Consider the following 13184-nt stretch of genomic DNA (forward strand, 5'->3'; position numbering starts at 1 on the left):
GATTCTGTAAAACAGCTTTTGGCCAGAAGCAGATATGTTCTTTATAAATCCCGTGAAAAATGGACACAAAGTCAAAACGAAAGAGCGGCGCTCTTATTTGGGTTATATCCCGATATAAGGAAAGCTTACGGTTTAATCCAACAACTCCGTAGTATTTATAATAACAACAACGATAAACATATCGCCATGACAAAACTGGCGCATTGGTACAGAAATGTAGAGGAATCTGGTTTTAAGAACTTCAATATACTACTCAATAGCATAACTTTTAACTACCAGTCGATCTTAAACTATTTTGACAACAGAAGTACAAATGCTTCGGCTGAATCTTTCAATGCAAAAATAAAAGCATTTAGAAGTCAGTTTAGAGGAGTGAGAAAAATAGATTTTTTCCTGTTCAGATTATCTAATCTTTTTGCCTAATCCCCAACTTTTGCGTATGATCCCTTGTAATCGCAGCTGAATGAATGATGTAAGTGTAAAACATAAGTAGTATAAATGAAAATACCCAAACAGTTCTGTTTGGGTATTTTTTTGTTTAATTTTTTTGTGGAGAATACCGGATTCGAACCGGTCACCTCTTGCCTGCCAGGCAAGGTTAGTATTCTTTCATTTATTTTCTTATACTTTCAAATACCCTGAATTAAAAGGGATTTGAATATTTGTGTTTTCTTTTGTTATCCTATTTTAACCTATTTTTTATACATTTGTTGTACCTATGTTGTACCTAAAATTACTGATCATTTATGGCTACTATAAAAATTACTCAAAGAGCTAAAGTCCTAGCCAATGGAGAAAACCCAATCTTTCTAAGATTTACTAAAGATAGGAAAACTAAATTTATTTCGTTGAAATTATCATGCGATTTGTCACAATGGAATGAAACCAAGTCTGAGTTTAGAAAAAACCATCCGAATTATAAACAAATGAATTCTGCTTTAACTGAGATTAGGAACAGAGCAGAGAAGATTATTTCAGATCATTTAGCAAAAGGAGAAGATATTGCTTTAGATGAATTTGAAGGGCTGTTTTTAAACTTTAAGGGAGATAAAAAAATATCTGTGAAAGAGTTTTGGGATGAACATATTGATGATTTAAATAAATCAGGACGAACAGGTAACGCTAAATTTTACAAATTTTCTAAAAACAGTTTTTTTAAGTTTCTTGAGAATAAGAATATTTATTTTAAAGATATAACTCCTACTTTGCTTGGTAAATATGAAGTTTTTCTTAGAGCTAACAATAATATTGATACCGGAGTTTCAGCAAAAATGCGAGCTATTAGAGCAATATATAATGATGCAATCAAGAAAGGCTGTACTAGTAAAGAATATTATCCATTTACAGAGTATAAGGTTTCAAAACTAAAAGCAACAAGCAACAAGAGGGCTTTAAGTATTGCAGATGTTCATAAAGTTATAAATCTCGATATGACAGAACATCCTACGCTAATTGATTCTAAAAATTATTTCGTTTTTAGTTACTATACTCGTGGAATGAATTTCAGTGATATGATGAAGCTGAGATGGGAGAATATTGTTGATGATAAAATTATCTACGTAAGGAGTAAGACTAAAGCACGTTTTATAATTAAAATGCTAGAGCCTGTTCAGCAAATTATTGAATATTATAGAAGTCAAAACAGAGCTACAAAATATGTATTTCCTATTGTATTAAAAGAAAATTCTACACCTATGGAACTAGAATATAGAAAGGAAAGGACTATTAAGAAATACAATAAGGATTTGAAAGAAATAGCTTCGATTTGCAAGATTGATGGAAAGATTACAAGTTATGTAGCTCGTCATAGTTTTGCCACTAACTTAAAGCAAAGTGGAGTTTCTACTGATATAATCTCTGAAGCAATGGGGCATCAGAATTTATCCATTACTCAAGTATATTTAAAAGAATTAGAGAATGATGTTATTGATTCTGCAATGGAAACATTATTGCAAAAAGTGACAAAGTGATTTAATTATCTAAAAGTTAATTTGAATTTTATTTGATTCAGATTATTATTTAATGCCATTCATTTTATTATGAATGGCTTTTTTATGCTTATAAAACTTTTCAAAACAATTAGCACTTTGTCACTGTGTTAGTTGTTTTTTCATTTTAATATTAACCATTTTAAAGATTAAAAATTATGCAATTAAAACAATCCGAAAGAAAACAAGTAAAGCTACGCCTAGGAATCAGTGGGGCTTCGGGATTTGGTAAGACCAAGTCAGCACTTTTATTAGCTTATGGTATGACTAATGACTGGAGCAAAATAGCGGTTATTGATACAGAGAATTCATCTGCTTCATTATACTCAGATTTGGGCAATTTCAATGTAATTGATTTGTCTGCACCATATTCTCCTGAGAGATATATAGAAGCTATTGAACTCTGTGAAAAAGAAAATATTTCAGTTGTTATTGTAGATAGCATCTCCCATGAGTGGAATGGCGCAGGAGGTTGTCTGGAGATACATGAAAAACTTGGAGGTAGATTTCAAGATTGGGCAATTATTACACCAAGGCATCAGGCATTTATTGATAAGATTCTTAACTCTAGTTGCCATATTATTACAACAGTAAGACGAAAAATTGACTACAGTATGGAATCAGAAAATGGTAAATCAAGAGTTGTAAAACACGGGACAAAAGAAATTACTCGTGAAGGATTTGAGTATGAGTTAACAGTTAATTTCGAGCTAGTCAATGACAATCATTTAGTTAGAGCAAGTAAAGATAGAACATCTTTATTTGCTAATAAACCGGAGTTTGTAATTACTTCTGCTACAGGTAAACGAATTCTAGATTGGTGTAATGTAAAGCCCACCTCTATAAAAGAAATGTTGGACAAAATAGAAAGTTCATTATCTGTCTCTGAATTAACAAAGCTGTACAATGAAAATCCTTCTTATCAAGAAACTTTGAAAACTCAATTTACCGATAAGAAAATACATTTAGAAGAATTAACTAACCAACAAAATTTTAGTTCAAATGGACACAAGCATCTTTGAAATTAGCCAAGAGAGGGGATTAGAAATCAAGTCTGTGATCCCTGAGAGACCAATTCTCCAAAGAAATGATAATACTATTAGTTCTAGTGCCCTATATCTTCCAAAGCCATTTATCGAAGCCAATACTGTGGAAATGAATTTAAGCCACTTAAAGAACAAGTGTGTCATACCAGTATTCTCAAAAGACAATGAAAGAACAATTGCACATCAGGAATTTATAGAAATTGTACAGGGATGCACAAGTAGAGTTTTTCCTAATCATGCCTTTGATAAACCTGAAATTAGGGTCAGTCATGAAATAAAAGGAAGAATTCCAGAAGCTATACAAAAACATGCTAAAGATTTGCTTGATCATGAAAGAACACAATATTTTGAGAGAATGGCTTTCATTATTAAAATTCCTAGTATCACAGAAACAATTAATGGTAATGAAATGGCACTAGTAATAGGTGGAGTTAGAAGTTATAATCTTGAGAACTTATATAGCAAGAAATCTTTCGAGAAGTTTAAGTTCTTTATAGGTTTTCAGGTAAAAGTATGCTGTAATTTGTGTGTGAGTACAGATGGTTTTGCAGAAGAAATGAGAGTAACTAGTTATGTGGAACTACAGTCAAAGATTATGGAGGTTCTTCAAAATTATAATGCTGAAAAGCATTTAGTGGAAATGAAAAAACTTTCAGAGTATTCTCTTACGGAGCATCAATTTGCAACTCTATTAGGCAGAAGCAAACTCTATCAACATATGCCAAAAAGGGATAAAATAAATATCCCTGCATTACATTTTAATGATGGTCAACTTAATGTTGTTGCTAAGGATTATTATGAAGATGAACACTTTGGAAGAAATTATAATGGAGATGTAAATCTATGGAATATGTACAACCTTTTCACACAAGCTAATAAAAGCAGTTATATTGATACATTTTTAGATAGGAATGTAAATGCCTTTGATTTCTCAAATGGCATTTCAAAAACACTAAATGGTAGTGGAAATTATCATTGGTTTTTGAGTTGATTATTGGGGCTATTTATTTAGCCCTAAATAATTATTTGTTAGATTGAAATATCTTACTTTTAGGCCATATTTAAATATAGCAATGGAAAATTTTAGAGTTATTGGTTTAAAAATAGATGAAGGTTGTAATGTAAAGATACATAAAGTACTAGAGCCAAAAGTTATTTATTATTTCTACACAGATATCAAAATAGATGAAAAATCAGAAGAGATAACTATTAATGACAAATATTGTAAAAACTTGTATGAGCTCCCGAATGTTCATATTAATATTTCTGCAATCGCAGGTAAAAATGGGAGTGGCAAAAGCACGATAATTGATTTGTTATTTATGATCATCAATAACCTATCATATATAAATGAAGATTTTAAAAATCAATTAGATTTTATAAAAGGATTACAGGCATCTTTATATTTTGAAACAGATAATTTTTATAAACTTGTAATAAAGGACGATACTTTTGAAGTTTTTAAGTACACGGATAACAAAATTTCTAAAACCGCAGAAACTAATTTTGAGTTGGAAAAACTTTTTTACACAGTTGCTATAAATTATTCACAATATGCTTTGAACTCACTAGAAATTGGAAATTGGATAGATGGATTATTTCATAAAAATGATGGATATCAAATACCAATTGTTATCAATCCAATGAGAATTGAAGGGAATTTTGATATTAATGTTGAAAATAGTTTAGCTAAATCCAGACTCATTACAAATTTGGTAAGGCCTGTAAAAGATGGATACATTGATTTTAGAATCATAAGTGAAAATCTCATTGCCATTAAGTTAAAATTAACTTCTAATAATAGAAATCTCCATGAGAGAACACTTTATACTAAAATAGAAAAAAGTGAAAGAGTAGGTAAAGGGGAATCTTTTTTTAAGGAAGAAAGAATTGATGTAAAATTAATGGATTTAAAAATTGATTTAAATTTAATTTTAAATAAAATAAGTGAAGTTTATGGTTTTAAAATTTCTGATTTACAAGTTTATGAATATGAAGATATTGCTAATCCTATTCTGAAATTGAGTCTTGATTATTTAGTATATAAATTAGTAAATATTGCATTAGTCTATGCTAATTATGCGCATTATTTTGACAGAAATGAAAATTCATTTGTGAATGATAAGTTTGAAGCTTATCTAAAAGAACTCTTATTTGAAGATAAAAGTCATATTGGTTTCAAAATAAAGCAAACATTAAATTTTTTAAAGTATCAACACTATAGTTTGTCAACCCAAAGTTTAAAATTAGATAGTGTTACAAAAAAAATAGATGCTTTAATTAATGATCCTAATAATGATTTGAGAGAAGAGAATAGAATCGAATTGATTCCTCCTCCAATTTTTAAAACGGAAATCATCTTGCAAACTATTAAAGGGGATAAAGAGATTGTTGAATTTCACACGTTAAGTTCTGGCGAAAAACAACTGATTTATTCCGTTAGTTCAATTTTATATCATCTCATAAACTTAGATTCTGTTGGTAAAGGAATTAAGTACAGTAATGTAAATATCGTTTTAGATGAAATTGAATTATATTTTCATCCTGATTTTCAAAGAAGATATATTAAATATATTTTGGATAGAATTAGTGTTATCAAATTTAATAATATAAAAAACATTAATTTTTGTTTCATAACACACTCTCCATTTATATTGTCTGATATACCTACTTCAAATGTTATGTTTTTAGAATTAAATCAAGAGAAAAGTAAGTTTACACAACAAACTAAAGTCTTAGCGAAAACTTTTTCTGCTAACATACATGATCTATTAGCTCAAAGTTTTTTTCTGAAAAATGGCTATATGGGTGAATTTGCAATTTATAAAATTAAAGAAATAATTGCAGACCTCGATAATATAAAGAAAAGAATGCAAAGTATGGATCCTACTCTGCTTGAAGAAAAATTAATTAAAATTAAAGATGTCATTAATCTAATTGGTGAACCAATATTAAAACAAAAATTAAATGAACTTTTTGAAGAATCAATTATTAATTACGAATCAACTGAAGCAAAAATAAGCCGACTAGAATTTGAATTATCTGAAGCAAAAAAAGAACAAAATAAAGGGCAACTATGATTAAGATAGAAAAAGGTTTTAGTAGTTTAAAAAAAACAGCTGTCACTCTTGATGTTCTTGCATTAGAACATTATAATAGACTTACAACAGTTTTTGGAAATTATAAAATCACACCTCTAGAAAAGCTAAGAGAAGAACTAACAAAGACTAGTTTAGTAACACCTCGTACCGCTGATATTCAATTAAAAATTGATTTTTTACAGAAAGTGACTGATGACAACGAGTTTAAAAAATTAATAATTTCACCTTTAAACGATTTTTCAACCATTATTACTGATTATGCTAGATTTAATACTTTGTTTGAAAATAAAGGTTATAAGAGTTATATGGAATTATTCGGCTATTCGCGAATAAGAAAATTAAGGATGATGTATACTTTTGCTCTGGATCTAGGTATTAAAACATGTCCGTATTGTAATAATCATTATGTTCTAACAATAAAAAAATCCAAAAAGGCTAATCTTCATTTTGATCATTTTTATTCAAAAAGTAAATACCCTTTCCTTTGTTTATCCTTTTATAATCTCGTGCCATGTTGCTCAGTATGCAATACTGCTAAGAGTGATAAAGATTTTAATATTAGTAGTTATGTCCACCCTTATTTTGATTCTATTAATGACAAATTTGATGTAATAACAGATAAGAACTCGATAATAGATATGATTTTGAAAGGAGATCGAAAATTCGAAAATTTATCGATAGAATTAAACCCAAAAAAAGGATATGAAGATTTAATTAAAGCACATGATTTAGTCTTTAATTTAACTCAAGTATATAATGAACATAAAGACGTCGCTTTTGAAATATATTCTAAACAATATATCTATACTGATAGTTTTGTAGAGACTTTGAAAGGGGCGTTTTCAAAAGAATTCTCAGATAGTGAAATTGAAAGGTTTATTTTAGGAAATTATACATTACTAGAAGAAATAAACAACAGACCTTTAGCAAAACTAATGCAAGATATTTATAAGGAGGCTCGAATAGTAAAAGCGACGAAAAAATAATTAGTTATAAACAGGACATCAATAGCAGTGTTTTTTTTTAAAGTAGCCTTAGAAAGTATTTAATTACGAGTGAGACGAAAAATAGTTTGAGTTGAGAAAAACCCAACTCCTAAAATCGGAGTTGGGTTTTAAATATGTTTTTCGATTAGTTTATATAATTAAATTTTATTTAAGTTTAAGGGTTAAAATTATATCTACTTCTCCAGATTCTTTTGATGAATTTCCATGAATTTCTGTCTGAGTTTTCTTTTTAAAAGGTTGTTTTTTTATGACCACAGTATGAAATGGAAAATGTTTTTTTAATATTTCTAATGTTGTATTAAAGGTGTATTCTCTTACGTCTGTTCTGACATATATCGTGCTATGTTCCTCATTCATAATCTTTGAACAATATCCAAAAACATTATCTAAAAGATTATAATATTCTACTTTAGATCCAAATCTTCCTTTATGTTTGTGTGCATTTGATTTAGGAATAGATGATCCACCTAGCATCCATAGCCTCAACCATTGATCTGCGTAGTAATCTGTTATTGACCAATAAGGTGGAGAGGTGAATAACAACGAAAATTTTATTTCGCCTTCTTTTGCCTTTTTGGTAATTTTTTCTAACTCATCTGAACTATCACCAAACAGTATAGAGCTATCCGTAATTTTTGGAGTTCCATTTTTATACCTCCATTTAATTTTTTTTGTAATAAATTCTAACGGATTTATTTCAGGTGGAAGTAGATAACCTTTGTTTTTCCACCATTCGATCGAATAATTCATCCCCATAGACTTAGTCATTCTCATCTGGTTAGATAACCCTTCACCAAGTTTTCCATGTAAATAGACGATAATAATTGACATTAAGGTAGCATCTACTGTATCAGTTTGCCACTTCAAATTTTTTCTGGCTGCCAACAAAAATTTTAGTACTTCATCACAGTAGCAAAATCTGTAAAACTCTGGTAGCTTTTCTATAGAACTTGTATAGTGATTTCGTAATTTGTAAACAGAATTTAATCTATTTAGTACCGATTGCTGCTCTGCAGGGTTAAGTTTTGTAGAGCCATAGAGCCATCCGACAGGATTAATTTCTATACCTAAACTATGTCGTTCAAGCACTCCTCCAGCAAAAACACTAGAACCTCTTCCTGCAAATGGATCAATAATAAAATCTCCTTTTTTTGAATGCTTTTTCACTACATTAAAAGCAAATTCTATTGGAAACATAGCATAATATGGGCCAAATTTGGCCCAACGTGATTCTGCAGTCTGCTGTCTTTTTACTATGTCGTCTATTTTAATCATTGTTAGTTGAATTTGCTCTTATTTCTCTTGCGATTTTGTCAAAAATTGATTTTCCGAGATTTAGAGGAATAGCTGCTTCAGCATGAGCAGTAGCTAATGGGGTAACAGAGTTTTCATAGCGATTTGAGACTAATTTATCTAGTAATTGAAGTATTTCTATTAGTCTTGGAAATTGAGCAGGATAAGCTGTTTCAGGATTCGATTGATAATTATTATAAGTTGCAACTGATGCAACTACTCTATGACCAGCATTTGTTTTGTAAAAAAATTTTCGACCAAATGAAGTATCTTCCAAATATACGTATCCGGGTTGTTCATTAAAAACAATATGTTCTTTTATATATTTATTAGTTATAAGAAAAGCCGATTGATTTGGAAAGTTATTATTAGATCCATTTTGCATAATGTCAATTTGTGAAAAATGATTTACAAAACTTCCTGTTCTTTCAATTCCTAAAACCATAAGGTTTGAACCGAATTCCTCTTGAACTTTTGTATTTAATCTTTCTAATTCTGTTCTTATTGGTTTTGCTAGCCAAGAAGCTGTGCTGAAAACTGCCAAGGTCCCTTCAATAAAGAAGGCTATATCTCTTAATAAAGAAAAATATTTTGGTTGTTGTTCAAATGATCTTAATAAATGTATTAATTGTAATTTTTTGAAGGTTTCTTTTATTTGGCCATACATTTCACCACTTGTTCCCGAGGAGTTAAGTAATTCATGAAGTCTAAGAGCATCCGTTGAATATAATTTTCCATTACAAGATTTACATTCATATTCCCCTACATTAAATTGATAATCAGCATCACAATTATCATGGGGACATTTAGATGCTCTTCCGCTCATTAATCTTTCTTTAAGTAAATATTCATAAGTATCTAATAAGGTTTCTGTATTGCCAAAAACTTGAAATTTTTTAAGTTCATTGTATAATATGTTTCTCATAGAGGATTTGGCAGAATCTTCTCCTTGTAGAACGACATTACAGCCTACAAAAAGACTATCAATTGAAGTTGGTTGTTCAGTTTCACGAAACTTTTTTGGGTCTATAAATTGCTCTTTCTCTAATTCTCTTACCTTATCAAGTAAAATTACTACAGTAGATACAGTAATGTAACCTATTTCAGCACCTGGATATCCATTCTGTATAATAGATTTACTGTAATCGCCATCAATTGCAATTAATAATTTAGGTTGCCATGAGGATTGTTCTAAATCTTTTAATTTTATTGTTTGTTCGTCCCAATTAATATTCTCAATATTACTATTAACTCTAATATGTGTTTGTAACTCCTGAATTTTTGAATCAGAGAGCAATCTTCTTAGAGGTTCATACGACTGGCCATTTACAAAATTACTATCGCTCATTATTACTCAGTTTTTATCTCAAATTTGTCAACCTGTACAGGAACTACAAACATATTACTTAGAGTTTTTACTCTCAAAAAACCTTTATCTTGTGCACGTCTGATTGAAGGTTCAAAATCAGCAAAATCATAATACTTTTTAAGTTCCTTTGTTTCATCAGTATTATTTAAATGACTAATAAACCAATTAGCAGTATTTTTCAATATATTTTTTTGAATACTACTGATTTCTTGTGTAGCATACACCATACCAATACGATATTTTGATCCTTCTTTTGCAGTTCTTACCCAAACATCAGAAAGATCTAAATCATTTCCTGCAGGTAAGATATTATGAGCCTCTTCTAAATATACAAGAATCTCAGGAATGTTTTCATCTCCATTTCTAAAAGCACTCTGGTTGCCTTTGAAGATATGCCACATTATTCGAGTAGCCGAAGATTTATTTAATTCAGGTTCTCCACTTGACTGATCTATTATTACTAATTTACCCTTAAGAAGGTCTTGATAAATATCGCTAGCAAAGTCGGTCCCCACATCTATTGTATGCTGTATACTAACACCACCTATCAAATTTACAGCTTTTGAATAATTAAACATTTCAAGTAAACTTTCTAGTTCTGCTTCTGCCCAACCTTCACCTGTAGAATCATTACTTTCATTAGTAGTATGATTATTGATATAATCTTGATTAAATGTATTAAAGTCTGCAGTAGACAAAAAATGAAATAATCCTTCAAAAGCAGGAAATAAACTATCCCATGTTACAGTTGATAATCCTAATACTTGCCCCGCGCTATTTATTAAACCTTGTTTTTTACTGAATTTTTTTTCCTCATAGCTTATCATTGCGTTCCTAAGGTCTGAACTGAACATTCGACTTATATCAACATTTCGATTTGGAGGATTAAAACCCGCTTTATTGAGTAAAGTTCTGTAAATAAGAACTCGTCTTTCGTATCTTTTTAATTGTCCAAAATATTCACCTTGCTCCTCATAGTCATTTTCAATAGGCTTACTAAAAACAATCTGTCTAAAATTCTTAAAATATTGAGCTGACTGATCCGCGATTTTAAAATCAATAATTTCCTTTCCGATTTGAAGGTTATCTTCTTCAAAAAAATTAATTTTCATTAATCTTCTAAAAGGGTCTTTAGGGTGCTTAAGAATTCCATAAGTAACAACTTCGGTTTCTGCTATTGATTTAATTTCATCTTTTATAATTTGTTTTTTCGTCTTGTCAGTTTCCGCTAAAAATTTCTTTTTTAATGAGTCAGACTTTTTTTTAAGCTCGGAATTTTGTCTCCAAATATTTTTTAGTGCATTAGGGTTGCCACCTCCATCTCTATCCTGAGCGTTTTCATTTGCGTATTCTCCATTAGGGTCAAAAATAACTTGTCCGATACGAATCGAATTATTGTCTTTATTTTTAGGAATTCGTAATTCAAATACAGATTTAGCTATTATTTTAGTTGTATTAGATTTACCCGTTCTAGTCATACCAAATAATGCAGATTTTTGAGATAGTAAGTCTGCTGGATAAATATACACAGGCACATTATCTACTTGTTGGTGTTTCCTGTTTGTTGATGCGTAGCGAACGAATCCAAGTTTAACACGTTCTGTGTTGCCATATTTCTCGATATGCGTTTTAATATTTAAAGGATCACAATAGTTAACAATCTCTTCTAAGGCTTCTGCATTTGGTTTGAAAATTTTGAATCCCTTATTGGAATAGTAATTAGAAATATCACTTCCAAATTTCAATTTAAGTCCATTATGAGGCTTGTCTTCATCTTCTTCCAGAAAAAAAGTACCAATAATTCGACAAGAAACACCTGAAAAACTAAGTACATGTCTTGTATTTAAATCCATTGAATCTTCACCATCCCAGTTTTTATCAACTTCACCACTTATTCTTTGACTTGTGTTTATCCGTATATTTTCCGCTTCTTTATCTTGCGGAATTTGTGCTGCATCCATAACCCTTAAAAGAATTATTGATGCATCTTCATCTTTATAATCGATTTCATTTTCCGGATTAACTCTTGTTGCAATGAGAAAGCTAAGACTTGGAATTCCACCAACTTTTTGTCTATGAAAATCATGTACCAAAACTTTTCCCTCATCATAATTTATAGAATATAAATCTCCTACCAGTTGATCTTTCTGAATCAGTCTAGAAAATATTGATTTTGCATCCCATTCTGGTTGTTTATTTTGTAAATCATCAATCGATCCTTCAAATTGGTCCATATCTTAATTTATTTATTTTGCTCTTCTGAAGAAGTTCTTATGGCCTTCTCAAAAGAAGTCTCTCTATTCGATATCATTAACTTTGCATTTTCTTTAAAATTCTCGTCACCATTATCTTCAAACAACATCTCTAACTCTCTTATTTCTTTTTCAATATCTAATTCATCAGCTAAACGGACATTTCTAACTTCCTGAATGACTTCTTTTGTTGTTTGTTGAGCCAGATTTTTATTAGCCATTTCAAGAAATTTATCCGCTTGATAAATATTGATTCTTTTATTACTTTCTTCTTTAAATTCTTTGATTAACTCGGGTCTTGGACTTATTGTTTTCCCTTTGAATTTATACCACCAATCCTCTTTCAAATCATCTGTAATTAGAATTATGGAATTATCAACTGTTTTAGCTTTCTCAATAACTTGTTTCCAAACAATTATATCTCCATATAATGAACGATTACCTTCATTTTGCTTTTCTTTCATATCCATATATCCAGGAGGGACTTTTTCGTCATATCTTTTCTTTCCTTCTCTATAAAGTTTTTCAAGATCATCCTTAGCGAAATCATCTCCTACTTTACCTTCCAATAAAACACTCAGCTTTTCCCATATAGGGTCATTGTCTAAATAATCAGGATGCTTTTTTTCTAAGCTATCTAAATCACGACCTATTGAGTCAAAAGCAGATTCAATTTGTTTTTTTAGTTCACCAGTTTGTAAGTAAGGATGTTTTTTAAAACTATTAAGTTTCGCTTCTATTTCCCCCTTCTTTTTTACTAGAGTTTCTCGAATTTCTTTATAAGCTTCTCTTTGTGCATTGATTACAACAAGTCTATTTTTTTGATACTCGAATGCAGCTTGATAAGTAATCCAAATTCGGCTTTTTACTTGTTCTAATAAACTAAAAAAAGCTTCTCTTGTGCTAGGTGAATATCTGTATAAATTCAATAAGACATTTGCATCAAAACAAAAGATATCTTTCTCCCAATGTTCTTTGATTTGGGCTTCATTTAATTTATAATATTCACTGAACGTATCTTTCATTAAATTAAAATTTTAAATAAAACATTGAGCGTGTATAACATTGCTTTAATGACTTCTAATTCTCAAAGATAATGTTTATTGTTAAGAAAAATTAACATCTTCA

10 protein-coding genes are annotated in these 13184 nt (G+C 29.9%); 6 read left to right on the forward strand and 4 right to left on the reverse strand.

Annotated elements, in window-relative coordinates; translation table 11 throughout:
* The 6 genes from Q7C23_RS18660 to Q7C23_RS18685 all read left to right on the forward strand — a co-directional run.
* A partial coding sequence (locus Q7C23_RS18660) for a transposase (RefSeq protein WP_375033917.1) occupies positions 1–423 on the forward strand: 423 nt, incomplete at its 5' end.
* Between the two features lie 323 nt (positions 424–746).
* Positions 747–1970, forward strand: coding sequence for a site-specific integrase (locus Q7C23_RS18665; RefSeq protein WP_375033918.1), 1224 nt, complete (start codon positions 747–749; stop codon positions 1968–1970).
* A gap of 176 nt (positions 1971–2146) precedes the next feature.
* Positions 2147–3010, forward strand: coding sequence for an AAA family ATPase (locus Q7C23_RS18670; RefSeq protein ID WP_375033919.1), 864 nt, complete (start codon positions 2147–2149; stop codon positions 3008–3010).
* On the forward strand, positions 2991–4025 hold the full coding sequence (locus tag Q7C23_RS18675; protein WP_375033920.1) for a DUF3871 family protein: 1035 nt from the start codon (positions 2991–2993) through the stop codon (positions 4023–4025). Before Q7C23_RS18670 ends, Q7C23_RS18675 begins: the two co-directional genes overlap by 20 nt.
* Before the next feature lie 82 nt (positions 4026–4107).
* Positions 4108–6114 carry a hypothetical protein gene (locus Q7C23_RS18680; protein ID WP_375033921.1) on the forward strand — a complete coding sequence of 669 codons (2007 nt, stop codon included), beginning with the start codon at positions 4108–4110 and terminating at the stop codon, positions 6112–6114.
* Complete coding sequence (locus tag Q7C23_RS18685) at positions 6111–7121, forward strand: HNH endonuclease (RefSeq protein WP_375033922.1); 1011 nt, start codon at positions 6111–6113, stop codon at positions 7119–7121. The genes Q7C23_RS18680 and Q7C23_RS18685 overlap by 4 nt, the downstream gene beginning before the upstream one ends.
* Before the next feature lie 165 nt (positions 7122–7286).
* On the opposite strand, the gene Q7C23_RS18690 is transcribed toward Q7C23_RS18685, so the two are convergent.
* From Q7C23_RS18690 to Q7C23_RS18705, 4 genes are read right to left on the reverse strand one after another with little or no spacing between them, the layout of a single operon-like run.
* On the reverse strand, positions 7287–8417 hold the full coding sequence (locus Q7C23_RS18690; RefSeq protein ID WP_375033923.1) for a DNA methyltransferase: 1131 nt from the start codon (positions 8415–8417) through the stop codon (positions 7287–7289).
* Complete coding sequence (locus Q7C23_RS18695; protein WP_375033924.1) at positions 8410–9783, reverse strand: DNA double-strand break repair nuclease NurA; 1374 nt, start codon at positions 9781–9783, stop codon at positions 8410–8412. Before Q7C23_RS18695 ends, Q7C23_RS18690 begins: the two co-directional genes overlap by 8 nt.
* 2 nt (positions 9784–9785) lie before the next feature.
* Entirely contained in the window at positions 9786–12038 is a 2253-nt protein-coding gene (locus tag Q7C23_RS18700) for a helicase HerA domain-containing protein (RefSeq protein WP_375033925.1), read from the reverse strand.
* An 8-nt stretch (positions 12039–12046) separates the two neighbouring features.
* Complete coding sequence (locus Q7C23_RS18705; protein WP_375033926.1) at positions 12047–13081, reverse strand: PIN-like domain-containing protein; 1035 nt, start codon at positions 13079–13081, stop codon at positions 12047–12049.
* Between the last annotated feature and the right edge of the window lie 103 nt (positions 13082–13184).

Source organism: Flavobacterium sp. LAR06 (genome assembly GCF_041946075.1).
Taxonomy (GTDB): Bacteria; Bacteroidota; Bacteroidia; order Flavobacteriales; family Flavobacteriaceae; genus Flavobacterium.

Excerpts from the sequence above, each read along its gene's own strand:
- Q7C23_RS18695 (WP_375033924.1), bottom strand. The coding sequence starts at position 9,783 with ATGAGCGATAGTAATTTTGTAAATGGCCAGTCGTATGAACCTCTAAGA.
- Q7C23_RS18700 (WP_375033925.1), bottom strand. The coding sequence starts at position 12,038 with ATGGACCAATTTGAAGGATCGATTGATGATTTACAAAATAAACAACCA.
- Q7C23_RS18670 (WP_375033919.1), top strand. The coding sequence starts at position 2,147 with ATGCAATTAAAACAATCCGAAAGAAAACAAGTAAAGCTACGCCTAGGA.
- Q7C23_RS18705 (WP_375033926.1), bottom strand. The coding sequence starts at position 13,081 with ATGAAAGATACGTTCAGTGAATATTATAAATTAAATGAAGCCCAAATC.
- Q7C23_RS18665 (WP_375033918.1), top strand. The coding sequence starts at position 747 with ATGGCTACTATAAAAATTACTCAAAGAGCTAAAGTCCTAGCCAATGGA.
- Q7C23_RS18690 (WP_375033923.1), bottom strand. The coding sequence starts at position 8,417 with ATGATTAAAATAGACGACATAGTAAAAAGACAGCAGACTGCAGAATCA.
- Q7C23_RS18675 (WP_375033920.1), top strand. The coding sequence starts at position 2,991 with ATGGACACAAGCATCTTTGAAATTAGCCAAGAGAGGGGATTAGAAATC.
- Q7C23_RS18680 (WP_375033921.1), top strand. The coding sequence starts at position 4,108 with ATGGAAAATTTTAGAGTTATTGGTTTAAAAATAGATGAAGGTTGTAAT.
- Q7C23_RS18685 (WP_375033922.1), top strand. The coding sequence starts at position 6,111 with ATGATTAAGATAGAAAAAGGTTTTAGTAGTTTAAAAAAAACAGCTGTC.